This window comes from Pseudomonas sp. AC242 (assembly GCF_979258655.1).
Genome location: NZ_OZ409873.1, coordinates 5,761,956 through 5,788,117, shown reverse-complemented (window position 1 = coordinate 5,788,117; position 26,162 = coordinate 5,761,956). Strand labels below are relative to the sequence as shown.

27 protein-coding genes are annotated in these 26,162 nt (G+C 59.9%); 16 read left to right on the top strand and 11 right to left on the bottom strand.

Going from position 1 to position 26,162, the window contains the following annotated elements:
* Positions 1-85 precede the first annotated feature (85 nt).
* Positions 86-637 (top strand): cytochrome c oxidase assembly protein, encoded by a 552-nt coding sequence (locus ACZZ0A_RS26125; RefSeq protein WP_038365040.1) that lies wholly within the window; start codon positions 86-88, stop codon positions 635-637.
* A 25-nt stretch (positions 638-662) separates the two neighbouring features.
* Complete coding sequence (locus tag ACZZ0A_RS26120) at positions 663-1,550, top strand: cytochrome c oxidase subunit 3 (RefSeq protein ID WP_007911729.1); 888 nt, start codon at positions 663-665, stop codon at positions 1,548-1,550.
* A gap of 9 nt (positions 1,551-1,559) precedes the next feature.
* Here the strand turns inward: ACZZ0A_RS26120 and ACZZ0A_RS26115 are convergent, their stop codons facing one another.
* On the bottom strand, positions 1,560-1,763 hold the full coding sequence (locus tag ACZZ0A_RS26115; protein ID WP_007911731.1) for a twin transmembrane helix small protein: 204 nt from the start codon (positions 1,761-1,763) through the stop codon (positions 1,560-1,562).
* Between the two features lie 71 nt (positions 1,764-1,834).
* Between ACZZ0A_RS26115 and ACZZ0A_RS26110 the strand changes: the two genes are divergently transcribed.
* The 5 genes from ACZZ0A_RS26110 to ACZZ0A_RS26090 are packed head-to-tail and all read left to right on the top strand — an operon-like array spanning position 1,835 to position 5,743.
* Entirely contained in the window at positions 1,835-2,575 is a 741-nt protein-coding gene (locus tag ACZZ0A_RS26110) for an SURF1 family protein (protein WP_007911733.1), read from the top strand.
* Complete coding sequence (locus tag ACZZ0A_RS26105) at positions 2,541-3,134, top strand: hypothetical protein (protein ID WP_463543915.1); 594 nt, start codon at positions 2,541-2,543, stop codon at positions 3,132-3,134. Before ACZZ0A_RS26110 ends, ACZZ0A_RS26105 begins: the two co-directional genes overlap by 35 nt.
* A gap of 10 nt (positions 3,135-3,144) precedes the next feature.
* On the top strand, positions 3,145-4,224 hold the full coding sequence (locus ACZZ0A_RS26100) for a COX15/CtaA family protein (protein ID WP_095113101.1): 1,080 nt from the start codon (positions 3,145-3,147) through the stop codon (positions 4,222-4,224).
* Positions 4,212-5,111 carry a heme o synthase gene (cyoE, locus tag ACZZ0A_RS26095; RefSeq protein WP_038365028.1) on the top strand — a complete coding sequence of 300 codons (900 nt, stop codon included), beginning with the start codon at positions 4,212-4,214 and terminating at the stop codon, positions 5,109-5,111. Before ACZZ0A_RS26100 ends, cyoE begins: the two co-directional genes overlap by 13 nt.
* The gene (locus ACZZ0A_RS26090) at positions 5,108-5,743 is read left to right on the top strand and encodes an SCO family protein (protein ID WP_095113102.1); all 636 of its coding nucleotides are present in this window, start codon (positions 5,108-5,110) and stop codon (positions 5,741-5,743) included. Before cyoE ends, ACZZ0A_RS26090 begins: the two co-directional genes overlap by 4 nt.
* A gap of 337 nt (positions 5,744-6,080) precedes the next feature.
* Here the strand turns inward: ACZZ0A_RS26090 and ACZZ0A_RS26085 are convergent, their stop codons facing one another.
* The 3 genes from ACZZ0A_RS26085 to ACZZ0A_RS26075 form a co-directional block, all read right to left on the bottom strand.
* Positions 6,081-6,851, bottom strand: a complete 771-nt coding sequence (locus ACZZ0A_RS26085) for a MetQ/NlpA family ABC transporter substrate-binding protein (RefSeq protein ID WP_463543914.1) — start codon at positions 6,849-6,851, stop codon at positions 6,081-6,083.
* Between the two features lie 76 nt (positions 6,852-6,927).
* Positions 6,928-7,638, bottom strand: coding sequence for a methionine ABC transporter permease (locus ACZZ0A_RS26080; protein ID WP_172680176.1), 711 nt, complete (start codon positions 7,636-7,638; stop codon positions 6,928-6,930).
* 5 nt (positions 7,639-7,643) lie between these two features.
* Entirely contained in the window at positions 7,644-8,651 is a 1,008-nt protein-coding gene (locus ACZZ0A_RS26075; RefSeq protein WP_463543913.1) for a methionine ABC transporter ATP-binding protein, read from the bottom strand.
* A gap of 260 nt (positions 8,652-8,911) precedes the next feature.
* Here ACZZ0A_RS26075 and katE point away from each other — a divergent pair, with 260 nt between their 5' ends.
* The gene (gene katE, locus ACZZ0A_RS26070) at positions 8,912-11,053 is read left to right on the top strand and encodes a catalase HPII (RefSeq protein ID WP_463544113.1); all 2,142 of its coding nucleotides are present in this window, start codon (positions 8,912-8,914) and stop codon (positions 11,051-11,053) included.
* An 82-nt stretch (positions 11,054-11,135) separates the two neighbouring features.
* On the opposite strand, the gene ACZZ0A_RS26065 is transcribed toward katE, so the two are convergent.
* Genes ACZZ0A_RS26065 through ACZZ0A_RS26050 form a run of 4 tightly spaced genes read right to left on the bottom strand, consistent with a single transcriptional unit; the run spans position 11,136 to position 13,935 of the window.
* Positions 11,136-11,849, bottom strand: a complete 714-nt coding sequence (locus tag ACZZ0A_RS26065) for a PA5502 family lipoprotein (protein WP_095113105.1) — start codon at positions 11,847-11,849, stop codon at positions 11,136-11,138.
* 37 nt (positions 11,850-11,886) lie between these two features.
* On the bottom strand, positions 11,887-12,675 hold the full coding sequence (gene znuB / locus ACZZ0A_RS26060; RefSeq protein ID WP_007911758.1) for a zinc ABC transporter permease subunit ZnuB: 789 nt from the start codon (positions 12,673-12,675) through the stop codon (positions 11,887-11,889).
* The gene (gene znuC / locus ACZZ0A_RS26055; RefSeq protein WP_007911759.1) at positions 12,668-13,453 is read right to left on the bottom strand and encodes a zinc ABC transporter ATP-binding protein ZnuC; all 786 of its coding nucleotides are present in this window, start codon (positions 13,451-13,453) and stop codon (positions 12,668-12,670) included. Before znuC ends, znuB begins: the two co-directional genes overlap by 8 nt.
* Positions 13,453-13,935 carry a Fur family transcriptional regulator gene (locus ACZZ0A_RS26050; RefSeq protein ID WP_007911760.1) on the bottom strand — a complete coding sequence of 161 codons (483 nt, stop codon included), beginning with the start codon at positions 13,933-13,935 and terminating at the stop codon, positions 13,453-13,455. Before ACZZ0A_RS26050 ends, znuC begins: the two co-directional genes overlap by 1 nt.
* 66 nt (positions 13,936-14,001) lie before the next feature.
* Between ACZZ0A_RS26050 and ACZZ0A_RS26045 the strand changes: the two genes are divergently transcribed.
* Complete coding sequence (locus tag ACZZ0A_RS26045) at positions 14,002-14,922, top strand: zinc ABC transporter substrate-binding protein ZnuA (protein ID WP_095113240.1); 921 nt, start codon at positions 14,002-14,004, stop codon at positions 14,920-14,922.
* 105 nt (positions 14,923-15,027) lie between these two features.
* Here the strand turns inward: ACZZ0A_RS26045 and ACZZ0A_RS26040 are convergent, their stop codons facing one another.
* Together ACZZ0A_RS26040 and ACZZ0A_RS26035 are read right to left on the bottom strand one after the other, a co-directional pair.
* Complete coding sequence (locus ACZZ0A_RS26040; RefSeq protein ID WP_123376014.1) at positions 15,028-15,981, bottom strand: homoserine kinase; 954 nt, start codon at positions 15,979-15,981, stop codon at positions 15,028-15,030.
* Positions 15,982-16,042: 61 nt separating this feature from the next.
* The gene (locus ACZZ0A_RS26035; protein ID WP_008081231.1) at positions 16,043-16,339 is read right to left on the bottom strand and encodes a DUF2782 domain-containing protein; all 297 of its coding nucleotides are present in this window, start codon (positions 16,337-16,339) and stop codon (positions 16,043-16,045) included.
* Between the two features lie 74 nt (positions 16,340-16,413).
* On the opposite strand from ACZZ0A_RS26035, the gene polA reads away from it, so the two are divergent.
* Entirely contained in the window at positions 16,414-19,218 is a 2,805-nt protein-coding gene (gene polA / locus ACZZ0A_RS26030) for a DNA polymerase I (protein WP_123376015.1), read from the top strand.
* Between the two features lie 411 nt (positions 19,219-19,629).
* On the opposite strand, the gene yihA is transcribed toward polA, so the two are convergent.
* Complete coding sequence (gene yihA, locus ACZZ0A_RS26025) at positions 19,630-20,271, bottom strand: ribosome biogenesis GTP-binding protein YihA/YsxC (RefSeq protein ID WP_007911767.1); 642 nt, start codon at positions 20,269-20,271, stop codon at positions 19,630-19,632.
* 191 nt (positions 20,272-20,462) lie between these two features.
* On the opposite strand from yihA, the gene ACZZ0A_RS26020 reads away from it, so the two are divergent.
* The 6 genes from ACZZ0A_RS26020 to ACZZ0A_RS25995 all read left to right on the top strand — a co-directional run bounded on the left by ACZZ0A_RS26020 (position 20,463) and on the right by ACZZ0A_RS25995 (position 26,093).
* Positions 20,463-20,753 carry a c-type cytochrome gene (locus ACZZ0A_RS26020; protein WP_038365005.1) on the top strand — a complete coding sequence of 97 codons (291 nt, stop codon included), beginning with the start codon at positions 20,463-20,465 and terminating at the stop codon, positions 20,751-20,753.
* A 43-nt stretch (positions 20,754-20,796) separates the two neighbouring features.
* Complete coding sequence (locus tag ACZZ0A_RS26015) at positions 20,797-21,408, top strand: c-type cytochrome (protein ID WP_007911773.1); 612 nt, start codon at positions 20,797-20,799, stop codon at positions 21,406-21,408.
* 200 nt (positions 21,409-21,608) lie between these two features.
* The gene (locus ACZZ0A_RS26010; protein ID WP_007911777.1) at positions 21,609-22,250 is read left to right on the top strand and encodes a thiol:disulfide interchange protein DsbA/DsbL; all 642 of its coding nucleotides are present in this window, start codon (positions 21,609-21,611) and stop codon (positions 22,248-22,250) included.
* A gap of 14 nt (positions 22,251-22,264) precedes the next feature.
* Positions 22,265-23,143 (top strand): endonuclease/exonuclease/phosphatase family protein, encoded by an 879-nt coding sequence (locus tag ACZZ0A_RS26005; protein WP_007911779.1) that lies wholly within the window; start codon positions 22,265-22,267, stop codon positions 23,141-23,143.
* Entirely contained in the window at positions 23,140-25,209 is a 2,070-nt protein-coding gene (locus ACZZ0A_RS26000) for a GGDEF domain-containing protein (protein WP_463543912.1), read from the top strand. The genes ACZZ0A_RS26005 and ACZZ0A_RS26000 overlap by 4 nt, the downstream gene beginning before the upstream one ends.
* A 101-nt stretch (positions 25,210-25,310) precedes the next feature.
* Positions 25,311-26,093, top strand: a complete 783-nt coding sequence (locus tag ACZZ0A_RS25995) for an N-acetylmuramoyl-L-alanine amidase (protein ID WP_463543911.1) — start codon at positions 25,311-25,313, stop codon at positions 26,091-26,093.
* The last annotated feature ends 69 nt before the right edge of the window (positions 26,094-26,162 follow it).

Genomic DNA, 26,162 nt, shown 5'->3' with positions numbered 1-26,162 from the left:
CGCGATGGCGGTGTGTCAGGCACACCGCGGTGGACCCATCGCGAGCAGGCTCACTCCTACAGGGTTTGGTGGGGAGGCATGAACCATGGCTGACTCGATCTCGCTGAAAAAACTCGTCACCCGTCTGCTCGGGGTGGTGGTGGCGATGTTTGTCTTCGGCTTTGCCCTGGTGCCGATCTACGACGTGATGTGCAAAGCCTTCGGCATCAATGGCAAGACTGCCGGGCAGTACGAGGGCGAGCAGGTCGTCGACACTTCGCGCCAGGTGCGTGTGCAGTTTTTGTCGACCAACACCGCCGATATGCCATGGGACTTCTACCCCAAGCACGACGAACTCACCGCCAATCCCGGCGCGGTCAACGAGATGATCTTCATCGCGCGCAATCCCACCGACAAACCGATGAGTGCGCAAGCCGTGCCGAGCATCGCGCCGAGCAACGCGGCGGCGTATTTCCACAAGACCGAATGCTTTTGTTTTACCCAGCAGGTGCTGCAACCCGGTCAGCAGATCGAGATGCCGGTGCGCTTCATTGTTGACCGCGACATGCCCAAGGATGTGAAGCACCTGACGCTGTCCTACACGCTGTTCGATATCACCGCCCGACATCCACCGGTGGCTGTAAACACTGGCGGTTGAGCGTGCCCGATAAGGAGAACAATAAATGGCAACTCATGAGCACTATTACGTTCCGGCCCAGAGCAAATGGCCGATCATCGCCACTTTCGGCATGGCCATTACCGTGTACGGCCTGGCCGTCTGGTTCAACGATCTGAAGGCGACGCGTCCGGAATCCCACGGCCCGTACATCTTTTTCGTTGGCAGCCTGTTGCTGGCGTACATGCTGTTCGGCTGGTTCGGTACGGTGATCAAGGAAAGCCGCGCAGGGCTCTACAGCGCGCAACTGGATCGCTCGTTCCGCTGGGGCATGAGTTGGTTCATCTTCTCTGAAGTGATGTTCTTCGTCGCCTTCTTCGGTGCGCTGTTTTATGTGCGCCACGTCTCCGGGCCGGCGCTCGGCGGTGAAGGCACCAAAGGCATCGCCCATATGCTGTGGCCGAACTTTCAGTTCACCTGGCCGCTACTGCACACGCCGGACCCGAAACTGTTCCCGCCGCCCAAGGACGTCATCAGCCCGTGGGGCCTGCCGCTGATCAACACGATCCTGCTGGTCAGCTCCAGCGTGACCATCACCATCGCCCACCATGCCTTGAAGAAGGGCCATCGCGGCGCGCTGAAAATCTGGCTGGCGATCACCGTGCTGCTCGGCTGCGCGTTTCTCGGTTTCCAGGCTGAGGAATACATTCACGCCTATCACGAACTGGGGCTGACCCTCGGTTCGGGCATTTATGGCGCGACGTTCTTCATGCTCACCGGTTTCCACGGCGCCCACGTGACCATCGGCACGATCATTCTGTTTGTGATGCTGATGCGCATCATGAAGGGCCACTTCGACAACGAGCACCAGTTCGGTTTCGAAGCGGCGAGCTGGTATTGGCACTTCGTCGACGTGGTCTGGATAGGCCTGTTTATCTTCGTTTACGTGCTCTGAGGACCAGAGTTACCAAGGCGCATGCGATACCAGTTGGCCGCTGTAGAAACCCCAGGCGATCAAGCCGACGGTGGCGGCGGCCAATGCCACCCGAACACTCAAGGCGATGACCAGGCGATTCGAGCTGCTGTCGTCCTTGACCAGGAAAAACAGGCCGCTGAACAGGCTGATCACCGTGGCAATCAGCATCAGGACGATGGCTGTTTTGAGCATGGGAAGAACTCCGGGGGACAGGCGATGCAGTTGAGTATAGCGATCGCAACGACTGACTTTGTGGCGCAGCCATGAAGCGTTTTCGCCCGGGCGTGATACCGACTGTGGTGGTGGCGTTGCTGCTGCCGCTGCTGGTGTCGCTGGGCTTCTGGCAACTGAGCCGGGGCGCGGAGAAAACCGCCCTGCTCGCCAGTTACGCCGAACGCCGCGCGGCCGAACCGATGGCCAGCACTGAGTTGCTGAACAGCGCCGATCCGGCCTATCGCCGCGTGCATCTGCACGGTCAGTTCGATGCCGGGCACAGCTTGTTGCTGGATAACCGCCAGCGGAATGGCAAGGTTGGCGTCGAGTTGCTGCAACCGTTTCAGGATCAACGCAGCGGTCTGTGGCTGCTGGTCAATCGCGGCTGGTTGCCGTGGCCGGATCGCCGCGTGCCGCCACAATTCACTACGCCCACTGAAGCGTTGAATGTCGATGCCTGGGTCTACGTCGCCCCCGGCGCTACTTTCCAGTTGCACGCCGATCCGGTCAGCAGCACCTGGCCGCAAACCATCACTGCCGTCGAACCCACCAAGCTGTGGAAAACCCTGGATCGCGACGGCTTCGCCTACGAATTACGCGCCGAACCCGGCCCGGCCAGCTACGAGGCCGATTGGCCAGTGGTTGCCATGGGCCCGGAAAAACACCTCGGTTACGCCGTGCAGTGGTTCGCCATGGCCACCGCCCTGCTCGGCCTCTACGTCTATTTGGGCTTGCACAACGCAAAGGAGAACCACCATGGGAACGGCCATGAATCCACCCAGCATGTCTGAGGCGAAACCTGCCGCCACCCGTCGGCGCGGACGCATTCAATTGCTGCTGATCGTGCTTGGCGTGATCGGGCCGATGGTGCTCGCCACGGGTATGTACAAATTGCAGTTCTGGGTACCGGAGGGTCGCAGCTATCACGGCGAACTGATCGGCAACGGCCAGACCCGCGCCGACCTCGGCGTGCAGGCCAACGAGGAGCGCTGGCAGATCCTGGTCACCGCGCCGAAGGATTGCGCGGTGGATTGCCAGCAACTGGTGTATCTGGCGCGGCAGATCCAGATCGGCCTCGGTCGCGATGCCAGCCGCGCCAGCCACGCCCTCGCCGTTGCGCAACCGGTCAGCACTGATTACGACGCCAAGCTGACCCGCGAATATCCACAGCTGCAACGCTACCCGCTGGACGCTGGTGTGTTCAGCAAAGCGACTGGCGACAAAGCCACGCCGCAACTGTGGATCATCGACCCGCACGGCAACCTCGTGCTGCGTTACGAGCCGAATGTGAAGGGCAAGGATCTGCTCAACGACCTGCGTCATCTGCTGAAACTGTCGAACATCGGATAAGGGCATCGTCATGGCCAAACCTGGATTTCGCCTCGCGCTGTTTGCCACCCTGCTGGCCCTGATTGTGGTGCTGCTCGGCGCCTATACGCGCCTGACCCACGCCGGCCTCGGCTGTCCGGACTGGCCAGGCTGCTACGGCTTTATCAGCGTGCCGAAAAGCGAAGCCCAACTGGCCCATGCCGAACTGCATTACCCGGACTCGCCGGTGGAGGCGCACAAGGGCTGGAACGAGATGATCCACCGCTACTTTGCCGGCACCCTCGGCCTGCTGATTTCGATACTGGCCGGGCGTGCTTGGGTCAATCGTCGTCATCCGGGGCAACCGCTGAAGCTGCCGCTGTTCCTGCTGGCGGTAGTGTTTGCGCAAGCGGCGTTCGGCATGTGGACGGTGACGCTCAAACTCTGGCCGCAAGTGGTCACCGGGCATTTGCTCGGCGGTTTTGCGACGTTGAGTTTGCTGTTTTTGCTGACGTTGAGACTGTCCGGCGTGCTACCGGCGCTGACCGTGCCCAAGCGTTTGCAGTATTGGGCGACAGCGGGATTGTTGTTGGTGATTGGTCAGATTGCGCTGGGTGGCTGGGTCAGCTCCAACTACGCGGCAGTGGCGTGCATCGACTTTCCGACCTGCCATGGGCAATGGCTGCCGCCGGCGGATTTCGCCAATGGTTTTCACCTGACCCAACACATCGGCCCGAACTATCTCGGTGGGCAACTCGACAGTGATGCGCGCACGGCGATTCACCTGACTCATCGTATTGGTGCGCTGTTGGTGACGTTGGTGCTGCTCGGTCTGGCCTGGCAACTGAAAGTGGTCGGCATGACGCGGCTGGCCGGCCTCGTGCTGATCGCCCTCGCCGCACAGATCACCCTCGGCATCAGCAACGTGTTGTTCCATCTGCCGCTGCCGGTGGCGGTTGCGCATAACGCCGGCGGTGCGGCGCTGTTGCTGACCATGGTGCTGGTCAATTACCACGCGCGCACCAGTCTGGTTCGGGTCAAACAACCGGTGCTCGCGCGCTGGCGCTTGAGCCCGCGTAAACACGCGGCCGCGCCCATCACTATTAAAGGAGAAACGCCGTGGCGATTCTGATTGGCGAACGCCCGCATCAGGCGATCTGGCGTGATTATCTGGAACTGACCAAACCGAAAGTCGTGGTGCTGATGCTGATCACCTCGCTGGTCGGCATGTTCCTCGCGACCCGCGCCGGGGTGCCGTGGACGGTACTGGTGTTCGGTAATCTGGGCATTGCGTTGTGTGCCGGTGGCGCGGCGGCGGTCAACCATGTGGTGGATCGGCGCATCGATGCGGTGATGGCGCGCACGCACAAACGGCCGCTGGCTGAAGGCCGGGTTTCGCCGGCGGCGGCGCTGACGTTTGCGTTAGTGCTGGCGCTGCTCGGTCAGGCCTTGTTGCTGACGTTCACCAATCCGCTGACGGCTTGGCTGACCCTGGCTTCGCTGCTTGGTTATGCAGTGATCTACACCGGTTTCCTCAAACGCGCGACGCCGCAGAACATCGTCATCGGTGGTCTCGCCGGCGCCGCCCCACCACTGCTCGGCTGGACGGCTGCCACCGGTCACGTCAGCGCCGAACCGTTGTTGCTGGTGCTGATCATCTTCGCCTGGACCCCGCCGCACTTCTGGGCGCTGGCGATCCATCGCAAAGAGGAATATGCCAAGGCTGACATCCCGATGCTGCCGGTCACCCACGGCGAGCACTACACCAAGGTGCACATTCTGCTCTACACCTTCGCCCTGCTGGCGGTGAGTCTGCTGCCGTACGTGATCCACATGAGCGGTGTGCTCTACCTGATTTGCGCGCTCGCCCTCGGTGCAAGGTTTCTGCAATGGGCCGTGGTGCTGTACCGTGGCACTCGGCCGCACGCGGCGATCAACACCTTCAAGTACTCTATCTGGTACTTGTTTCTGCTGTTCATCGCCCTGCTCGTAGACCACTACTTACTGTTGAACCTATGACTCGAACCCAGAAAACCGTCTTCATCCTCGTCGCCGTGATCGCGCTGATCCTGGGACTTACCGTCAACAAAGTGCTGAGCGGCAAGGGCCAGGGCGACCCGACTGCGTTGATCGACGCCGGCATTATTCTGCTGCCGCAGAGCCGCAATCTGCCGGACGTGACGATGACCGATCAGGACGGCAAGCCGGTGGCGATCAACGAGCTCAAAGGTAAGTGGAGTCTGCTGTTTTTCGGCTACACCTTCTGCCCGGACATCTGCCCGACCACCCTCGCCCAGTTGCGGCAAATCAAAAGTGAACTGCCCAAGGACGCTGTGGACAAGTTGCAGATCGTGCTGGTCAGCGTTGACCCGAACCGCGATAACCCGAAGCAGTTGAAACAGTACCTGGGTTACTTTGATCCGCAGTTTGTCGGCCTGACGCCGACCTCGATCGAAGAGCTGCAGAAGGTCGCGAATGCGGTGAGTATTCCGTTTATTCCGGCGGATACCAGTAAGCCGAATTACACCGTCGACCATAGCGGCAATCTGGCGGTGATCGGGCCGGATGGTACGCAGCGCGGGTTTATTCGGGCGCCGTTGAACAATGCCAAATTGGTTGTGCAGCTGCCGGTGATGCTTAACCGCAAATAAAAGCTGAAGAGTGAAAAGCCCCTCACCCTAGCCCTCCCGAAACGTCGGACCGCCCAGAGGGAGAGGGGACTGATTGGGGGATATTGGGGAGCCACACCAAATTGAACGTCCTGCTTTGAATCCATAATCGCCAAGACCTTTCAGGTCGATGTGCTTTGCCGAATCCATAATCGACTGGATCTTTCAGGTCGATGTAGAACGCAAGACACCTCGATCGGCCCCCTCTCCTTCGGGAGAGGGCTGGGGTGAGGGGAAGCTTCACAGCAGGTCCAAAGCCAGACACAAAAAAGGGGACGCACATGGCGTCCCCTTTTCGTTGCAGCAATCCAAATCCAAATTAGAACGCCGGCAATACCGCGCCCTTGTACTTCTCGGTAATGAATTTCTTCACTTCCGGGCTGTGCAGCGCAGCGGCCAGTTTCTGCATGGCTTCGCTGTCCTTGTTGTCCGCGCGGGACACAAGGATGTTCACGTACGGCGAATCGTTACCTTCAATCACCAGCGCATCCTTGGACGGATCGAGCTTGGCTTCCAGCGCGTAGTTGGTGTTGATCAGCGCCAGATCGACCTGGGTCAACACGCGCGGGATGGTCGCGGCTTCCAGTTCACGGATCTTCAGGTCTTTCGGGTTGGTCGCGATGTCTTTGACGGTCGACAGGATGTTGGTCGGATCCTTCAGCGTGATCACGCCAGCCTTGGCCAGCAGCAACAGCGCACGGCCGCCGTTGGTGGCGTCGTTCGGGATCACCACGTTGGCGCCGCTTGGCAGGTCCTTCAGATCCTTGAGCTTGCTCGAGTAAGCGCCCAGCGGCTCCAGGTGCACACCGGTCACGGCAACCAGACTGGTGCCCTTGGCCTTGTTGAACTCATCAAGGTACGGCTGGTGCTGGAAGAAGTTGGCGTCCAGACGCTTTTCCGCGACCTGTACGTTCGGCTGAATGTAGTCGGTGAAGACCTTGACCTTCAGCTCCACGCCTTCTTTGGCCAGTGCTGGCTTCACAAACTCGAGGATTTCTGCGTGCGGCACCGGAGTGGCGGCAACGGTCAGGGTTTCGGCGTGGGCCGAGAATGCTGCAACGGCAGCGAAAGCAGCGATCAGTTTTTTCATTCAGCTAACTCCTTATGAGGCGCCCGTCTGGCGCCTGCCAGCGAATGGCCGGCTCATCTGTTCAATACAAAACCGCTTATTTGCGCGAGAAATGCACGACCAAACGGTCGCCCACCATCTGCAGCACTTGCACCAGAATCAGCAGCAACACCACGGTGACGATCATCACGTCAGTCTGGAAACGCTGGTAGCCGAAACGGATCGCCAGGTCACCCAGACCACCGGCGCCGACCACACCGGCCATTGCCGTGTAGGAAACCAGTGTAATCGCCGTCACCGTAATCGCTGCATAGATGCCCGGACGGGCCTCTGGCAACAACGCGTTGAGAATGATCTGCCGCGTGGTCGCGCCCATGGCCTGGGTCGCTTCGATGATGCCGCGATCGACTTCACGCAGCGCGGTTTCCACCAGACGCGCGAAGAACGGCGTGGCACCCACCACCAGCGGCGGAATCGCACCGGCCACGCCCAGCGACGTGCCAGTGATCAGCACGGTGAGCGGGATCATCACGATCAACAGAATAATGAACGGCAGCGAACGCAGGATGTTCACTGCCAACGACATGATCGCGTAGAGAACGCGGTTTTCCAGCAACTGGCGCGGGCTGCAGAGAAACAGCAGCACGCCCAGCGGCAGGCCGAGCAACACGGTGAACAACAGCGAGCCGCCGAGCATCATCATGGTGTCGTTGGTCGCCAGGCCGATTTCCAGCCAGTCGATGTTCTGGAAGAACAGCTTGATGGCTTCTATCGCGGCGTCGTAATTCTTGATTGCAGCGTCGAACATTTCCATTAACGCAGCACCTCCATGTGGACATCAGCGGCGGTGAAGCGGGCGAAGGCCGCTTCCATGTCGCCACCGGTGACGGCCAGGGTCAATTGCCCGTAGGGGATGTCTTTGATGCGGTCGATACGACCGGCGAGGATGCTGTAGTCGACCCCGGTTTCCCGGGCGACAGTACCGAGCAAAGGCGCGTAGGTCGCTTCGCCCTGGAAGGTCAGACGGACGATACGGCCCGGCACGTGCGCGAAATCATCACGCTGCTCGCCTTCATCGACCTGCTCGTCTTCCTGAACAAAACGCTTGGTGGTCGGGTGCTGCGGATGCAGGAACACATCGGCCACCGAACCTTGCTCGACGATCACGCCAGCGTCCATCACCGCCACTTGATCGCAGACGCGACGAATCACGTCCATCTCGTGGGTAATCAGGACGATGGTCAGTTTCAGCTCGCGGTTGATCTCGGCCAGCAGTTGCAGCACCGAGGCCGTGGTCTGTGGGTCGAGGGCACTGGTGGCCTCGTCGCACAGCAGAATTTTCGGCTTGGTCGCCAGGGCGCGGGCGATGCCGACGCGCTGCTTCTGGCCGCCGGACAATTGCGCCGGGTACTTTTTGGCGTGGTCGGACAAACCGACGCGCGCCAGCAGTTCAGCCACACGCTGATTGATCTCGCTGGTCGATAATTCACCGGCCAGGGTCAGCGGCAACGCAACGTTGTCGGCGACGGTCTTGGAGGCCAACAGGTTGAAGTGCTGGAAGATCATCCCGACTTGCTGACGGAAACGGCGCAGGCCTTTGGCGTCGAGCGCGGTGACTTCTTCACCGTCGACGAAGATCTTGCCGCCGCTGGAGTCTTCCAGGCGATTGATCAGACGCAGCAGGGTACTTTTGCCCGCGCCGGAATGACCGATCAGGCCGAACACCTGCCCGTTCTCGATAGAGAGACTGGTCGGGTGCAGCGCGGGAATATCCTTACCGGCGACGCGGTAAGTCTTATGGACGTTTTGAAACTCGATCACGTAGCGAACCTTGTGGGGCGCGTTAGAAAAGGATCAGCGGTTAGCCGGGCGCGCATTTTAGCCTGTCCGTATAGAGGTTCTTAGCATTTATTTCGCAACTAACCTTCGATTTGGCAATAACAAGATCAAAGGTCATAAAAAAGGAACGTCCAAAGCAGCCCATCAGTCACTAAGTAAGCGACTTGAAAACCCTGGGTGCCGTGCCCGGGAACCACTCAAGAGTCCCCGGCGAGCATCGGGGTCAACCGAGGAGTTTACGACTGATGAGCAAGAAGCCTACGACCGATAAAAGCCAGATGGCCGGAACCGATACCCCGGATCGTGCCAACACCAACGCCAAACTCGACAGCCTAGAAAAATTTCGCTCCGATGCCACCGGCCAGGCCCTGCGCACCAACCAGGGTGTGAAGATCGCCGATAATCAGAACACCCTTAAGGCCGGGCCGCGCGGGCCGTCGCTGCTTGAAGACTTCATCATGCGGGAAAAGATCACGCATTTTGACCATGAGCGGATCCCGGAACGCATCGTCCACGCGCGCGGCACTGGCGCGCATGGTTTCTTTCAGGCTTACGAGAACCATTCGACGCTGACCAAGGCCGGTTTCCTACAGGATCCGGGGAAAAAGACGCCGGTGTTTGTGCGCTTTTCCACGGTGCAGGGCCCACGTGGTTCCGGCGACACCGTGCGTGACGTGCGCGGTTTCGCGGTGAAGTTCTTCACTGATGAAGGCAACTTCGACTTGGTCGGCAACAACATGCCGGTCTTCTTCATTCAGGACGCGATCAAGTTTCCCGACTTCGTCCACGCAGTGAAACCCGAGCCGCACAATGAAATCCCTACCGGTGGCTCTGCCCACGATACCTTCTGGGACTTCGTCTCGCTGGTGCCGGAATCGGCGCACATGGTCATCTGGGCGATGTCCGACCGGGCGATCCCGAAAAGCCTGCGCAGCATGCAAGGCTTCGGCGTGCACACCTTCCGCCTGATCAACGCCGAGGGCAAATCGCGCTTCGTCAAATTCCACTGGCGCCCTACTGCCGGCACTTGCTCACTGGTGTGGGACGAGGCGCAAAAGCTCGCCGGCAAAGACACCGACTACCATCGCCGCGACCTCTGGGAAGCGATCGAGATGGGCGACTACCCTGAATGGGAACTCGGCGTGCAGATCATCGAGGAGGAAAACGAACACGACTTCGATTTTGACATCCTCGACCCGACCAAGCTGATCCCCGAAGAAATCGTGCCGATCACGCCGCTGGGCAAAATGACCTTGAACCGTAACCCGGACAACTTCTTTGCCGAGACCGAGCAGGTTGCGTTCTGCCCTGGCCACATCGTGCCGGGCATCGACTTCTCCAATGACCCGCTGCTGCAAGGTCGGTTGTTTTCCTACACCGATACGCAAATCAGCCGACTCGGTGGGCCGAACTTTCACGAGCTGCCGATCAACCGTCCGGTCGCGCCATTCCACAACGGCCAGCGCGATGCGCAGCACCGTACGGTGATCGACAAAGGCCGCGCCTCTTATGAGCCAAACTCGATTGATGGTGGCTGGCCGAAAGAAACGCCGCCAGCCGCGCAGGACGGTGGCTTTGAGAGCTATCCGGAACGCATCGATGCGAACAAGATCCGCCAGCGCAGCGAGTCGTTCAGCGATCACTTCTCTCAGGCAACATTGTTCTTCAACAGCATGAGCGATCACGAGAAGGAGCACATCATTGCCGCTTACAGCTTCGAGCTGGGCAAGGTTGAGCGCGAGTTCATCCGTGCGCGAGAAGTGAACGAGATTCTGGCCAACATCGATCTGGAACTGGCCAAGCGTGTGGCGGCCAACCTGGGTCTGCCGGCACCGAGCAAAGGTACGGTGGATGTGCGCAAGGTGTCGTTCGATCACTCGCCGTCATTGAGCCAGGCTAATTTGCTGCCAGAGAACATCAAAACCCGAAAAGTCGCAATTCTTGCTGCGAACGGCGTTGATGGTGCAGCGATTGATGCGATGAAGAAGGCATTGGCGGCTGAAGGTGCGCACGCGAAATTGCTCGGCCCGACTTCGGCGCCGGTGAAAACTGCGGACGGAAAAATGTTGCCTGTGGATGCTTCGATGGAAGGCATGCCATCAGTAATCTTCGATGCGGTGTTCGTGCCGGGTGGCGCGGCGTCGGTCAAGACATTGAGCGGCGACGGTGTGGCATTGCACTACGTGCTGGAGGCCTACAAGCACTTGAAGGCGATTGCGCTGCAGGGTGACGCCAAGCAATTGCAGGATCTGCTGAAGCTGGAGGCGGATGCCGGGTTGTTGCAAGGCAAGGATGTACCGGCGTTGACCAAGCCGTTCTTCGCGGCGATCGGGCAGCATCGGGTTTGGGATCGTGAGCCTAAGGCGAAAGCGATTCCAGCTTAAAAAGCAAAAGATCGCAGCCTTCGGCAGCTCCTACAGGGTGTACCTCAATTCCATGTAGGAGCTGCCGCAGGCAGCGATCTTTTTACGGTTTACGCGGACTCAAAACCATCTGCGCCGGCACCGTGCGCACGGTCTGCTTCTCAATCTTCAGATCAAAATCCGGATCGAGCTTCTTGACCCGCTTGGTCAGCAACGTCGCCAACCAAGGATAATCATCGGTCCGTGGCGCCTGAATCGTCACCCCACACTCATAATTCACCACATCAGCGGCGATCGCATCGAGTTGGCGACGAAGTTTGTGGCTATCGGTAATATTCAACGCAACCGTGGTGCTCTCGGCAGTCGGATCGATCACTTTGGCTTTCGGCTTGGCTTCGGCTGCCAACAGCGCCGCTTCAGCCTTCTCCAGCTCAGCCTTGCGCGCTTCAGTAATCGCGCCGTTGACGCCACCGGTCAGCGCCGGGGCTTTCGGCATCAGCGCGCGGGCACGGCTCAACGCTGTGGCGGCCGCATTCACATCACCCTTCTGCAGCACGATCTGGCTGCGACGCAGATACGCTTCGGCAAGCTGCCGCTGGTATTGCTCAAGGGATTGATCGTTGGGGGTTTCTTTCTGCAAAGCAGCCAATTGATCTTCGGCAGTGGCCAGTTCGCTGCTGGCCAGGCTTTGCTCCAGCTGTGCGATGGCCGTAGCCCGCGCATCGGGGACTTCGGCCACCGGCGGCGTGCTTTGGCAGGCGCCGAGCAGCACTGAAAATGCGACAAGGAGCAGATAACGGGAGGCGAACGGCTTCATTCCTGCGACTCTCTATTTGCGCAAAAAGCGGCCAAGTCTACACCCCACGACGGGGCAGAACAAAACTCAACAGAAACAGTGCGGCCGCCGTCACAACGATTGACGGCCCGGCCGGGGTGTCCTTGAACCACGACAGCGCCAGCCCGCCACACACCGCGAGCATGCCCAGCAGGCTCGCGCCCAGTGCCATCTGCTCCGGCGAACGGGCGTGACGTTGTGCCGCAGCCGCCGGAATGATCAGCAGTGAAGTAATCAGCAACACACCGACGATTTTCATCGCCACCGCAATCACCACCGCAATCAACAGCATCAGCGCCATGCGCAGACCCGCCACCGGCAGGCCTTCGACCTTGGCCAGTTCTTCGTGCACGGTGATCGCCAGCAATGGCCGCCACAGCGTCACCAGCAACACCAGCACCGCCGCGCTGCCGCCGAGGATCCACGCCAGATCGGTCGGGCTGATCGCCAGCAGGTCGCCGAACAGATAGGCCATCAGGTCAATCCGCACTTCATGCATGAAGCTTAGTACCACCAGGCCGAGAGAGAGCGTGCTCGGTGCGAGAATTCCCAAAAGCGTGTCAGACGCCAGCGGTTGACGCTGTTGCAGCGTGACCAGCAGCACCGCCAGCAGCAGGCATCCGACCGTCACTGCGACCGTCGGGCTGACATCCAGCAGAAAGCCCAACGCCACGCCGAGCAGCGCCGCGTGGGACAAGGTGTCGCCGAAATACGCCATGCGGCGCCAGACCACAAACGAACCCAACGGACCTGCAACGATCGCCAACGCCAGACCTGCAAGCAGGGCATACAACAGAAAATCAGCCATGCTTGCAGTTGTCTCCGTGAACGTGAGGCTGGCCAATAACCGGCCCTTTGACCACCGAACCGTGCAGGTCGTGAGCATGGTCGTGATGGTGGTGGTAGACCGCCAGGCTCTGCGCATTCTTGCCGAACAGCTCGACGAACGCAGGATCGCCGCTGACCTGCTCGGGATGCCCGGAGCAGCAGACGTGACGGTTGAGGCAGACCACCTGGTCGGTGGTGCTCATCACCAGATGCAGATCGTGGGACACCATCAACACGCCGCAGCCATGGCGATCGCGCAGACGGGTGATCAGGCTGTACAGCTCGGCCTGGCCAGCGACATCGACGCCTTGCACCGGCTCATCAAGCACCAGCAGTTCCGGTTCGCGCAGCAGCGCCCGAGCGAGTAGTACGCGCTGCATTTCGCCGCCGGAAACGCTTTGCACCGGGCTATCGATAACGTGTTCGGCGCCGACTTCTTTCAACGCGGCCAACGCACGCGGACGGTCAACGCCCGGCACCAGGCGCAGAAAGCGCAGCACCGAAAGTGGCAGTGTCGGATCGACGTGGAGTTTTTGCGGCATATAACCGACGCGCAGCTTCGGCTTGCGCCAGACGCTGCCGCTGTCCGGCTTCAACAGGCCCAGCACAGCACGCACCAGCGTGGTCTTGCCGGCGCCATTGGGGCCGATCAGGGTGACAATCTGCCCCGGTTCGACGCTCAGCTCAATGTTGTCCAGCACAGCCTGCCCGGCAAACGTGACGGCGACCTGCTCCAGACGGATCAGCGCATTGCTCATCAAGCCCCCTGGCAACCGGAGCACAGACCGACGACTTCGACGGTTTGCGCCTCGACGATGAAACCGACGTCCTTGGCGCTGTTGATGATCGCGTCGCTGATCACTTTTTGCTCAAGTTCAATGGCAGCGTGGCAATCGCGGCAAATCAGGAACTGGCCCTGATGCGCATGCTCCGGGTGCACGCAGCCAACGAAGGCGTTCAGCGAAGAAATACGATGCACGAGGCCGTTTTCCAGGAGGAAATCCAGTGCGCGATAAACGGTCGGCGGCGCGGCGCGGCGGCCGTCCTGCTCGCTGAGCACGGCGAGAATGTCGTAGGCGCCCAGCGGCTTGTGGCTTTGCCACACCAATTCCAGCACCCGGCGGCGCAACGCGGTCAGGCGCAAGCCTTTCTGGGCGCACAAGGTATCGGCCTCGGACAAAGCGCTGTGCACGCAATGAGAGTGGTCGTGGGGACGGCTGGCAATCGGTGTAATAGGCATGGGCGGCGACGAGTTTTGATAGAGACGTTATTATGTTACCCGTTCTCGCCTCCTTGAGTGGTCATCGTGTCCCGACTTTTTTCTGTTTTTGTGGCTTTTGTCGCCAGTTTTCTGCTGATCGGTTCGGCTCAGGCCGAGGTCAAAGTCCTCACCAGCATCAAACCGTTGCAGCTGATTGCAGCGGCCGTGCAGGACGGCGTAGCGATTCCCGAAGTGCTTCTGCCGCCGGGTGCTTCGCCACACAATTACGCGCTGCGACCATCCGACGTACGGAAGGTGCAATCGGTGGATCTGCTCTACTGGATCGGCCCGGACATGGAAGGTTTCCTGCCGCGCGTGCTGAATGGCCGGACACTGCCGAGCGTCGCCGTGCAGGACTTGCCGGGGATGCATCTGCGCCGTTTCGCTGAAGACAGCCATTCCCACGCCGAAGAGGCTGACGAGCATGATCACGATCATCGTCCCGGCACGCTGGATGCGCATTTGTGGCTATCGCCGGTGAACGCGCGGGTGATTGCCGACAAGATGGCCGCCGACCTCAGCGCCGTCGACCCGGCTAACGCCGAGCGTTATCAGAGCAATGCCAAGGCGTTTGATGAGCGTCTGGATGCACTGGATCAGCGTTTGAAAAAGCGTCTGGCCAGTGTTGAAGGCAAGCCTTACTTCGTCTTCCACGAGGCGTTTGATTATTTTGAAGAGGCTTACGGCCTGAAGCATGCCGGTGTGTTCAGCGTGGCTGCCGAAGTGCAGCCGGGCGCGCAACATGTCGCGGCGATGCGCAAGCGTTTGCAGGAAGTGGGCAAGACTTGTGTGTTCAGTGAACCGCCGTTGCGTCCGCGTTTGGCCGAAACATTGGTGGCTGGCCTGCCGGTGAAACTGGCTGAGCTGGATGCGTTGGGCGGGTACACCCCGGCGACGGCTCAGGGCTATGAGCAGGTGTTGGAAAAGTTGGGCAATGATTTGGCGGGATGCCTGGAATCTCTGTAACCCCATAGAAAAAGATCGCAGCCTTCGGCAGCTCCTACAGGGTGTACATCAATCCCATGTAGGAGCTGCCGAAGGCTCGGGCCGCGTTCGGACGATCTTTTGATCTTAAAGGGCGAAAGGCAACGGTGTGTGCACCTGCTGCCGCTGCGCCAAGCGCTGCTCAAACTCCTTGGGATCGTGAATCAACACGTCCTGCCCGGCAAACTGCTCCGCCGCGATCAACCGCGACAGCCAGAACCGCACACAGGCCACGCGCAACATCGTCGGCCACAACTCAGCCTCCGCCGCCGTGAACGGGCGCAACGCTGCATAAGCGCCAAGGAATGCGCGAGCACGCGGGCCATCGACCAAACCATCCTCGTCCGAACACCAGTCGTTCAAGGCAATCGCCACGTCATAGAGCATCGGCCCCGAGCAGGCGTTGTAAAAATCGATCAGCCCGGTCAGGTGCGTGCCTTCAAACATCGCGTTGTCGCGAAACAGGTCGGCATGAATGTTCGCCCGAGGCAGCGCGAGGATCTTGTCTTTACGCTCGGTGATTTCATCCAGGGCCTTCTGCAGCAAAGCACGCGGCTCATCGCTCAGGTGCGAGAGCAACTCGCTGCCCTCCTCCTGCATCCAGTCCAGGCCCCGATCGGTCTTGCGCTTGATCATGCGCTCGCCTTGGGTCGCCAGGTGCAGGTGCGCCTGCAACTCGCCAACCTGCGCGCAATGCTGAGCATTGGCGACCTTGATGTGCTTGCCGGACAGGCGCGGTTGCAGCAGCGCCGGTTTGCCTTTCAGCTCACGCAGCGCCACGCCATCAGTGGTGCGCAACGCGTACGGCACTGGCAAGTCGGCTTCGTGGAGCACGTCGAGCAGGTCGATGAAGAACGGCATCTCCTGCACCGGGCCGCGTTCGACCAGGGTCAGGACAAACTCGCCCTGCTCCAGGCTGATAAAGAAGTTGGTGTTTTCGCTGCCGGCGGCGATCCCCTGGAAATCAAGCAGACGGCCAAGCCCGTAAGGGGCGAGAAAGGTTTCCAGCTCGGGCCGAGCCAGGGGAGTGAACACAGACATGGTTAAAAACTGCTCAGTTCAGGCGTCGCGGTCAGGCGACGCCGATTAAAAGTCGGGAATCTTACTTCCAGGTAAAGATTTCCCACGACGGAATCAGCATATCCGGCTGGTCGGAGCGAATGTAGTTCGCGTCCGTGCCATCGGCGCGCACCAGGAAATAAGGTTTGCCACCCTTTGGCGTGACCTTGATCGCATAGACGAAGCCACTGCGACTGTATTCCTGAATGACCTTGTCACCTTCAGTGTGCGTGTTGATCGTAACTTCCGGCTCCGAAGCGGGCGCATCATCCGCCGCCATCGCGGCCAACGGTGAGGCAGCAATCAGACCGACCAGCAGCAAGCGATTTAACGTACGCATGATAACCTTGTCCCTTTGTCGTCAACGGTCCCGCTATTCTAGCGCCGGACCCGCCGAAAAGGTTGATCCTGCTCATGAGCCAAGCCCCCCTCGTCCTGGTGGACGGTTCGTCTTACCTGTATCGCGCGTTTCACGCGCTGCCACCACTGACCACCTCCAAAGGCCTGCCGACCGGTGCGGTCAAAGGCGTGTTGAACATGCTCAAGAGTCTGCGCAAGCAGTACCCGGACAGCCCGTTCGCCGTGGTGTTCGACGCCAAGGGTGGGACATTTCGCGATGAGATGTACGCCGAATACAAAGCCAACCGCCCAAGCATGCCCGATGATATGCGCGTGCAGATCGAACCGCTGCACCAGAGCGTGATCGCCCTCGGTTTCCCGCTGCTGTGCGTGGAAGGCGTCGAGGCCGACGACGTGATCGGCACCCTCGCCCGCAGCAGCGCGGCGGCGGATCGTCCGGTGATCATCTCCACCGGCGACAAGGACATGGCGCAATTGGTCGACGGCCACATTACCTTGGTCAACACCATGTCCGGTAGTTCGATGGACGTGGAAGGCGTGAAGGAGAAATTCGGCGTCGCACCGGAGCAGATCATCGATTATCTGGCGCTGATGGGCGATTCGTCCGACAACATTCCGGGTGTGCCGGGCATTGGCCCGAAGACCGCTTCCGGCTTGCTGGTCGGGGTCAACGGCGGCCTTACCGAGCTGTACGCCAATCTCGACATCGTTCCGAGCCTGCCGATTCGCGGCGCGAAAACCCTGCCGGCCAAGCTCGAAGAGCACAAGGAGATGGCGTTCCTCTCCTATCAACTGGCGACCATCAAGGTCGACGTGCCGCTGGACGTCGAACTCGACGATCTGCAAATGGGCGCGGAAGACCCGGCCAAGCTCTACGAGCTGTACTCGCTGCTGGAGTTCAAGAGCTGGATCAACGATCTGGATCGCGACGCCAAGCGTCTGGAGCTGAGCGCGGCCAGCGAGCCTGCACCGGCCGGCGATCTGTTCAGCGCGCCAGCAGCAGAAGCGCCTGCTGCTCCGACCGAAGCCGCGTATGAAACCATCCTCGATCAGGCGCGTTTCGACGTCTGGCTGGAAAAACTGAAGAACGCCAAACTGTTCGCCTTCGATACTGAAACCACCGGCATCGACGCGCAACAAGCGCAACTGGTCGGCCTGTCGTTCGCAGTGCAGGCCAACGAAGCCGCGTACATTCCGCTGACCCACTCCTACATCGGCGTGCCGGAGCAACTGGATCGCGACACCGTACTGCGCGCACTCAAGCCGATTTTGGAAGACCCGAGCAAGCTGAAGGTCGGCCAGCACGCCAAGTTCGATATGAATATTCTGGCCAACTGCGCCATCGGTGGCGACCAGAACAACGGCATCACCGTGCGCGGCATCGCCTTCGACACGATGCTTGAGTCCTACGTGCTCAATTCCACCGCGACCCGCCACGACATGGACAGCCTCGCGCAGAAGTACCTCGATCACACCACCGTAAGCTTCCAGGACATCGCCGGCAAAGGCGCCAAGCAGCTGACCTTCGACCAGATCGCCCTGGAGCAGGCCGGCCCTTACGCCGCCGAAGACGCCGACATCACCTTGCGTCTGCACCAGACGTTGTTCGAAAAACTCAGCGCGATCCCGAGTCTGGCCAGCGTGCTGACCGACATCGAAATTCCGCTGGTGCCGGTGCTGGCGCGCATCGAACGCCAAGGCGCGTTTGTTGACGCTGAGCTGCTTGGCATCCAGAGCATCGAGCTGGGCAACAAAATGGTTGCGCTGGAGCGCGAAGCGTTCGAAATCGCCGGGGAAGAATTCAACCTTGGCTCGCCGAAACAACTGGGCGTGATTCTCTACGAGAAACTTGGTCTTCCGGTGCTGAAGAAGACCGCCAAGGGCCAGCCGTCCACTGCTGAAGAAGTGTTGGCGAAGCTCGCTGAAGACGATCACCGCTTGCCGAAGGTGCTGATGGAGCACCGCTCGATGAGCAAGCTGAAAAGCACTTACACCGATCGCTTGCCGGAGCAGATCAACCCGCGCACCGGCCGTATTCACACCTCATATCATCAGGCTGTGGCGTCGACCGGGCGCTTGTCCTCCAGCGATCCGAACCTGCAGAACATTCCGGTGCGTACGGCTGAAGGTCGACGCATTCGTCAGGCGTTCGTCGCGCCGAAAGGCTACAAACTGCTGGCGGCAGACTATTCGCAGATCGAGCTGCGGATCATGGCGCACCTGTCCAAGGACGAAGGCCTGATGAATGCCTTCCGCAACAACCTGGACGTGCACACCGCCACCGCTGCCGAAGTGTTCAAGGTCGAACTCAACGAGGTGACCTCCGACCAGCGCCGTGGCGCCAAGGCGATCAACTTCGGTCTGATCTACGGCATGGGCGCACAGAAGCTCGGCAAGGACATCGGCGTCGACACCAAGACTGCCAAGGCTTACATCGACACCTACTTCGCCCGTTATCCGGGGGTTCGCGAGTACATGGAGCGCACCCGCGCGCAGGCGGCGGATCAGGGTTATGTCGAAACCTTCTTCGGTCGTCGCCTGTATCTGCCGGAAATCAACTCGAACAAGCCGCAGGAACGCGCCGCCGCCGAACGTACGGCGATCAACGCGCCGATGCAGGGCACGGCCGCCGACATCATCAAGAAAGCCATGGTGGCAGTGGATAACTGGCTGGCGACGTCCGGGCTGGACGCCAGAGTCATTCTGCAGGTGCACGATGAACTGGTACTGGAGGTTCGCGAGGATCTGGTCGAACAAGTCAGTGCCGAGATCCGCGTACACATGAGCGAAGCGGCGAAACTGGATGTACCGCTGCTGGTCGAAGTGGGTGTGGGCAACAATTGGGATGAGGCTCACTGAGCCTTTTGAACACGGTTTGCCGCGACCTGTTGTCGCGGCAATGCCGGTAAAACCTGCTTATTTCAAAAAGCGCTTGGGATTATTCCAAAGCTTTTTGAAAAAAATCTGAACTAATCTGGAAGGACACTACTCAGAGTTACTGAATGGCTGGTGAAGCCCTTCGATGCTCCTATGTTGTGTTAAGTGTTGGCAGATATCTGAACCCCGCCCTAGCGGTTCGGAACTTAAACCCCGGAACTTCTCCCTCCCCAATGAAGTCCGGGGCTTTTTTTGCCCGAAAATTGGCTGTGGCACGCTCAGACTGCGTTGAAAGCACAGCTAAAAATGCTCATTTAGGTATCCTAAACTCCGCTTTTTAGCTGTGCTTTCGCCTTGCCTGAGCGCACCACAGCCAATTTTCTAATCCCTGTTTTACTCAGCCGCCTCGGCGCCTTTGTCTGCCAGTTCCATCCAGCCGGCCAGTACAGTGTAGGCCTCTTCCAGGCCCATGCGTTTTGGCGCGGAGAACAGCTGGATGGTGACCAGATCGCCCCAACCCTTGCGAATTTCCGACTGCACTTTGAGCAGGGTGTTCTTGGCTGCGCCGTAGGTCAGCTTGTCGGCCTTGGTCAGCAGGATGTGCATCGGCATGCCGGCGGCAACGGCCCAGTCGAGCATCAGCAGGTCGAAGTCGGTCATTGGATGACGGATATCCATCATCAGAATCAAACCCTTCAAACTCTCGCGGCCACCGAGGTAAGCCTCAAGGTGACGCTGCCAGTGCATCTTCAGCGGGATCGGTACTTTTGCGTAACCGTAGCCCGGCAGGTCGACCAGACGGCGATCTTCGTCTAGCTTGAAGAAGTTCAACAGCTGTGTGCGACCCGGAGTTTTCGAGGTGCGCGCCAGGCTGGCGTGAGTCAGGGTGTTCAGTGCGCTGGATTTGCCGGCGTTGGAACGACCGGCGAACGCCACTTCGAAGCCTTCGTCGTCAGGGCATTGATCGACTTTGGCGGCACTGAGCATGAACGTGGACTGTTGGCACAGGCCGAGGATGGGATTCTTGAGTTGCATGGGATTTCCGATGTGGGCGGCGCCGGGATTGGGCGCGGAACGCGGTGTCGCTTCCGTTTCAGTGACGCCAGTATATAATGCCGCAGATTTTGTGTGTGCTTTGTCCCAGCGTAGGATGAAGTTCACGAGAGCGACAGACCTTGATTGCGCATTAGAACGCAGAACGCTCTCAACCCTGAAAAGGTCGTTTTATGACGAAATGGCTGCTGGCTGCCGGAGTCTTGATGCCGCTTTACAGCGCACAGGCTACACAGGATCCGGAAGCTGTGTACAACCGTGTTTGTGGTGCCTGTCATTCCGGCCAACTACCCATGGCGCCCAAAAGAGGCGATCAGGAAGCTTGGACGCCGAGGTTGGCGAAAGGTATGGGGACGCTGGTGCAACACGTGACCCAGGGTTTCAAGGCGATGCCGCCGCGTGGTTTGTGCATGGACTGCAGTGCCGAGGATTACCAAGCCATCATCCTGTGGATGAGCGAGTAAACCCGGTCCATAACTTAACCCTTAGCCGTAGTTGGATTAGCTGATGAACAAATTGATCGTGAGTCTGCTGTTGACCGTGGGAATTTCAGGCTTCGCCCATGCTGCCGGTGATGCCGCAGCGGGCCAGGCAAAAGCCGCTGTATGTGGAGCCTGCCATGGCCCGGACGGTAACAGCATGGCGCCAAACTTTCCGAAACTGGCCGGTCAAGGTGAACGCTACCTGACCAAGCAGCTGCACGACATCAAGTCGGGCAAGCGCACCGTTCTGGAAATGACCGGCCTGCTGACCAATCTGAGTGATCAGGACCTGGCCGACATCGCCGCCTATTTCGCCAGCCAGAAAGGCAGCGTCGGCGCCGCCGATCCGAAGATCGTCGCGCGCGGTGAAGCGCTGTTCCGCGGCGGCAACCTGGCCAAGGGCCTGCCAGCCTGCACAGGCTGCCACTCACCAAACGGCGCCGGCAACGCCGCTGCCGGTTTCCCGCATCTGGGTGGCCAACACGCTCAATACATCACCAAGCAGCTCACCGACTTCCGCAAGGAAGAAGGCGGCCGCACCAACGACGGCGACACCATGACCATGCAGAACATCGCCAAACGCCTGAGCGACGAAGACATCGCTGCGGTCTCCAGCTACATTCAAGGTCTGCACTAAGGCCTACGGATCGAGCGCTGCAGGCGATGGACATCTCCTGCAACGTTAACGCTCGATTAATCCGTCGCAGCAAGTATAAAAAGGGTGGCTTTGGCCGCCCTTTTTTGTGGCCGCTGCCGTTACACTACAGAACTCATGCCCGCCAGGATCTGTCTGAAAACAGGTCGCGCGAGGCGACCCAAATTGTCCAGGAGTAAAGCATGCGTAATCTGATCATCAGCGCCGCTCTCGTCGCTGCCAGCCTGTTCGGCGTGACCGCTCAAGCCGCCGAAGCCCCAGCCGCCCCTTACGTGGAACTGGCCAACCCGGTACCGGTTGCAGAGCCTGGCAAGATCGAAGTGGTCGAGCTGTTCTGGTACGGCTGCCCGCATTGCTACGCCTTTGAGCCCGTGATCAACCCTTGGGTTGAGAAACTGCCGTCCGACGTCAACTTCGTGCGTATTCCTGCCATGTTCGGCGGCCCATGGGACGCTCACGGCCAGATGTTCCTGACCCTGGAAGCCATGGGTGTCGAGCACAAGGTTCACGCTGCGGTATTCAACGCAATTCAGAAAGAACACAAGAAGCTGACCGATCCACAGGATATGGCTGACTTCCTTGCGACCCAGGGTGTCGACAAGGACAAGTTCCTGGCCACCTTCAACTCGTTCGCTATCAAGGGTCAGATCGTCAAAGCTCGCGAACTGGCCAAGAAGTATGAGATCACTGGCGTACCTACCATGATCGTCAACGGCAAGTACCGTTTCGACATCGGCTCTGCCGGTGGTGCCGAGCAAGCGCTGAAACTGGCTGACCAACTGGTCGCCAAAGAGCGAGCGGCAACCAAGGCTGCTGCCAACTAAGCGCGGCAACCGCCATGCGCCGCTGGAAGTCCGAACGCATCGTTGGCCTGCATGATCCGCAGGTCAATGAGCATCACCTGGAGTCAACGGGCCTGCCCGCAGACCAGCGTCTGCGCCTGCTCAGTTTCAATATCCAGGTCGGCATCAGCACCGAGCGCTATCGGCATTACCTGACCCGCAGCTGGCAGCACCTGCTGCCGCACAACGGCCGCTCAGGCAATCTGCAAAAGATCGGCGACCTGCTCGGCGACTTCGATCTGGTCGCCCTGCAGGAAGCCGATGGCGGCAGCCTGCGTTCGGGCTACGTCAATCAGGTCGAACACCTGGCCCAACTCGGCGCTTTCCCCTACTGGTATCAACAGCTCAATCGCAACCTCGGCCGACTCGCTCAGCACAGCAATGGCGTGCTCAGTCGTCTGAAACCGTCGGCGATTGAAGATCACCCGCTGCCCGGCCCGAAAGGTCGCGGGGCGATTCTGCTGCGTTTCGGCGAAGGCCCGGAAGCGCTGGTGGTAGTGATGATGCACTTGGCTCTTGGCGCGCGAACGCGCAGCCTGCAACTGGCCTATATTCGTGAGCTGATCGGTGGCTATAAACACCAGGTGTTGATGGGTGACATGAACACCCATGCCAGCGATCTGCTACAACATTCTCCGTTACGCGATCTCGGCCTGCTGGCCCCGCAGGTGGAAGCGACATTCCCCAGCTGGCGTCCTCAGCGTTGCCTTGATCATATTTTGCTCAGCCCGACCCTGACCCTGGAAAAGGTCGAAGTGCTGGCACAACCGATTTCCGATCACCTGCCGGTCGCGGTAGAGATTCGTCTGCCGGGTTCGCTCACGGCCGATGCATTGCCCGCGTTGAGTCCTGCCCCTCGCGGAACCCCTGAATGAGCGACGACGCCCAGCGCTGGAAAGAAAAGTACCTCAAAAGCATCGAACAACAGGACAAACTCGAACGCCGCTGGGCCGCGAGGCTCGACTTGCTGCGTCGCGGCCTGGTGCGCAGCACGCTGGCGGCCGAAGGTACCGATAAAGTCGTTGATCAGTGCATGAAAGAGATGCGCGACGTGGTGCGCACTGACGACATGGACGCCGGCCTCGCCGCCCTCCTGCCGCGCCTGGAAAAAGCCGTGCTCGATTCCGAGCAGCGCCGCGAAACCCGCATCGATCAAGTCAGTACCGCGCTGACATCGCTGGTCACTCAGTTGCAGGCTTTGCCGTTGCCGCGTGAAGTCGCTCAGCCACTGAAGAAATTCGCCAAACAACTGGATAGCCGCGTCGGTTCGGCGCGGGAAATGCCATTGCTGCTGAGTGAACTCAGCGGCCTGCAGGGCAAGGCACTGAGTCAGTTGGACACCCCGCCAGAGCCGGGGCGACCAGGTCTGCTGCAGCGTTTGTTCGGAAGCCGCGACAGCGAAGAAGCCCCAGCGACAGAATCACCCGCGCCGCTTCAAGCCGCGCCGCCGCTGCAACCGCTTGCCGCACCGTCACCCGCACCAGAAACCGCACAGCCCGCCCCTGTCGCATCGATTGAACCTGTGATGGCAACTGCTGCCATCGAAGCAATTGCGCCTGTCGAAACAACAATGCCGGACGCCCAGAATCAACCGGAATCGGCAGAAGTGGTTACCTTCGTGCCACCCTCGGTCGGCAGCGAAGGCAGCAGTGACCCGAGCGAACCTCAAGCAGAGCGCTTTGAACCCGAGCCTGTTTTCACCCAGGCTGCCGCTCAGACTCCAACCACGCCTGCCGCCATCAATCCTGATGAGCTGATTCACCCCGGTGATCCATCGCCACTGATCCTCGACAGCCTGCCGCTGCCCGAACCCATCGCGCAGGCGTTGGCCGCCATTGATCCGGAGCAATCCGAACACGACATCCTGTTCGCCCTGCCTGATACCCCGGAGCCGTCTTACAGCTCCGTGGCCAAGCACATCGAAGACACCCTGATCGGCCTCCTCGACGACCTGACCCTGCCGGAGCGCCACCGCCCGCAAGCCGAAGCCATGCGTGAAAGGCTGAAACATGGCTTGAACTGGTACGAACTGATACCGATCCTCGACGATCTCGCGACGTTGATGCTGGCGATCACCGACAGCGGCCAGCACGAATTCGAAGCCTACCTGCAGCAACTCAACGAACGCCTCGAAGCGTTCCAGAGCAATCTGCAAGCTGCCAGTGAAGGCCATGCCGACAACAGCTCAGCGGCGCGGGCCATGGATACGCAGATCCGCGAGCAAGTCGACGGCTTGCAGACCAGCGTTCAGGAAGCCGCCGATCTGGATGACCTCAAGCAAGTGTTGGAGAACCATCTCGAAGGCTTGATCGGCACCATGGATCAGCACCAGAAGCAGCGCGACGCCCGCGAGCAGGAAGTGGCTGCGCGGCTCAAAGGTCTGTCCGAGCGCGTGGCGCATATGGAGCAGGAAGCCCAGGGATTCCGTGAGCACCTCGAAGAACAGCGCCAGAAAGCCTTGATCGACCCACTCACCGGCTTGCCCAATCGCGCTGCGTGGAGCGAGCGCCTCGAGCATGAAATCAAGCAGTGGCAGCAGCACGGCAACACCCTGAGCCTGGCCATGCTCGACCTTGATCACTTCAAACGGATCAATGACAACTACGGCCATCTGGCCGGCGACAAGGTGCTGAAGATTATTGCCACGGTGCTGCGCAAACGCCTGCGCGGATCTGATTTCATTGCCCGATTCGGTGGTGAGGAGTTCGTCTTGCTGCTGCCGGCCACCCCGCCTGCGGTCGGCGCCAAGCTTCTGGAAACGCTGCGCGCAGCGATCGAAGCCTGCCCTTTCCACTTCAAGGGCGAGCGAGTGACGATCACCATTTCCATGGGGCTGGCAACATTTCGTGCTGGAGAACACAGCGATCTGGTGCTGAAAAGAGCCGATCAGGCGCTTTATCGCGCTAAAAATGCAGGCCGTAATCGGGTCGAGCTGGGCTGAGCAAATTGTTCCATTTTGTTTAAATCCGCCCACTGACCGTCGAGACGCAAGGCAGTACGTTACACTGTTGCATTACTGTCTTGCGTGTACTGCCTTCTGCCATGAAATTCTTTGCCCTCCTCGCTTCGTTGCTCATTCTGGCCGGTTGTGCCAGTGGCCCGCGCTACAACACCAGCCACCCTTCGGCCAATTACGACAGCCGCATTCAGTTTGTGGTCGTGCATTACACGTCGGCCTCGCTGGAGCGCTCGCTGCAGTTGCTGACCCACGGCGAAGTCAGCAGCCATTACCTGATCGGCGACGACAATAGCGGTACGGTCTACAAACTCATGGATGAGAATCAACGCGCCTGGCACGCCGGCGAAAGCCAATGGCAGGGGCGTACCTGGCTCAACTCCAGCTCGATCGGCATTGAAATCGTCAACCCGGGTTTCAAGGACACGCCGAGCGGGCGCCTGTGGTATCCGTACAGCGAGGCGCAGATCCAATCGTTGATCGCCCTGCTCAAAGACATCAGCAAACGCAACGGCATCAACCCGCGACACATTATCGGTCACAGCGACATCGCACCCTTGCGCAAACTTGATCCGGGGCCACTGTTCCCGTGGAAACGCCTCGCTGCTGAAGGCTTGGGCGTCTGGCCGAACGAACAGGCGGTAGCGCGCCAGCAAATGCTGTTCAACAGCAGTGAACTGCCGAGTATCAGTTGGTTCCAGGCACAACTGGCGCACCTGGGTTATGACACGCCGCAGACTGGTGAACTGGACGTCGCCACGCGCCACGTCCTTGCAGCGTTCCAGATGCACTTCCGCCCTTCGCGCTTCGACGGCACGCCGGATGCGCAAACGGCGGCACTATTGCTGGTGCTCAATCAGACAAAATAATGACGCCCGCCCGACGGTCAGGGCGAAATTGCAATCAGCAGCTATAACTCATTGGTAATTCTTCGGATA

Bases quoted from the DNA above. Each gene is read 5' to 3' on its own strand.
- ACZZ0A_RS26125 (WP_038365040.1), top strand. From the start codon at position 86: ATGGCTGACTCGATCTCGCTGAAAAAACTCGTCACCCGTCTGCTCGGG.
- ACZZ0A_RS26120 (WP_007911729.1), top strand. From the start codon at position 663: ATGGCAACTCATGAGCACTATTACGTTCCGGCCCAGAGCAAATGGCCG.
- ACZZ0A_RS26115 (WP_007911731.1), bottom strand. From the start codon at position 1,763: ATGCTCAAAACAGCCATCGTCCTGATGCTGATTGCCACGGTGATCAGC.
- ACZZ0A_RS26110 (WP_007911733.1), top strand. From the start codon at position 1,835: ATGAAGCGTTTTCGCCCGGGCGTGATACCGACTGTGGTGGTGGCGTTG.
- ACZZ0A_RS26105 (WP_463543915.1), top strand. From the start codon at position 2,541: ATGGGAACGGCCATGAATCCACCCAGCATGTCTGAGGCGAAACCTGCC.
- ACZZ0A_RS26100 (WP_095113101.1), top strand. From the start codon at position 3,145: ATGGCCAAACCTGGATTTCGCCTCGCGCTGTTTGCCACCCTGCTGGCC.
- ACZZ0A_RS26090 (WP_095113102.1), top strand. From the start codon at position 5,108: ATGACTCGAACCCAGAAAACCGTCTTCATCCTCGTCGCCGTGATCGCG.
- ACZZ0A_RS26085 (WP_463543914.1), bottom strand. From the start codon at position 6,851: ATGAAAAAACTGATCGCTGCTTTCGCTGCCGTTGCAGCATTCTCGGCC.
- ACZZ0A_RS26080 (WP_172680176.1), bottom strand. From the start codon at position 7,638: ATGTTCGACGCTGCAATCAAGAATTACGACGCCGCGATAGAAGCCATC.
- ACZZ0A_RS26065 (WP_095113105.1), bottom strand. From the start codon at position 11,849: ATGAAGCCGTTCGCCTCCCGTTATCTGCTCCTTGTCGCATTTTCAGTG.
- znuB (WP_007911758.1), bottom strand. From the start codon at position 12,675: ATGGCTGATTTTCTGTTGTATGCCCTGCTTGCAGGTCTGGCGTTGGCG.
- znuC (WP_007911759.1), bottom strand. From the start codon at position 13,453: ATGAGCAATGCGCTGATCCGTCTGGAGCAGGTCGCCGTCACGTTTGCC.
- ACZZ0A_RS26050 (WP_007911760.1), bottom strand. From the start codon at position 13,935: ATGCCTATTACACCGATTGCCAGCCGTCCCCACGACCACTCTCATTGC.
- ACZZ0A_RS26040 (WP_123376014.1), bottom strand. From the start codon at position 15,981: ATGTCTGTGTTCACTCCCCTGGCTCGGCCCGAGCTGGAAACCTTTCTC.
- ACZZ0A_RS26035 (WP_008081231.1), bottom strand. From the start codon at position 16,339: ATGCGTACGTTAAATCGCTTGCTGCTGGTCGGTCTGATTGCTGCCTCA.
- polA (WP_123376015.1), top strand. From the start codon at position 16,414: ATGAGCCAAGCCCCCCTCGTCCTGGTGGACGGTTCGTCTTACCTGTAT.
- yihA (WP_007911767.1), bottom strand. From the start codon at position 20,271: ATGCAACTCAAGAATCCCATCCTCGGCCTGTGCCAACAGTCCACGTTC.
- ACZZ0A_RS26020 (WP_038365005.1), top strand. From the start codon at position 20,463: ATGACGAAATGGCTGCTGGCTGCCGGAGTCTTGATGCCGCTTTACAGC.
- ACZZ0A_RS26015 (WP_007911773.1), top strand. From the start codon at position 20,797: ATGAACAAATTGATCGTGAGTCTGCTGTTGACCGTGGGAATTTCAGGC.
- ACZZ0A_RS26010 (WP_007911777.1), top strand. From the start codon at position 21,609: ATGCGTAATCTGATCATCAGCGCCGCTCTCGTCGCTGCCAGCCTGTTC.
- ACZZ0A_RS26005 (WP_007911779.1), top strand. From the start codon at position 22,265: ATGCGCCGCTGGAAGTCCGAACGCATCGTTGGCCTGCATGATCCGCAG.
- ACZZ0A_RS26000 (WP_463543912.1), top strand. From the start codon at position 23,140: ATGAGCGACGACGCCCAGCGCTGGAAAGAAAAGTACCTCAAAAGCATC.
- ACZZ0A_RS25995 (WP_463543911.1), top strand. From the start codon at position 25,311: ATGAAATTCTTTGCCCTCCTCGCTTCGTTGCTCATTCTGGCCGGTTGT.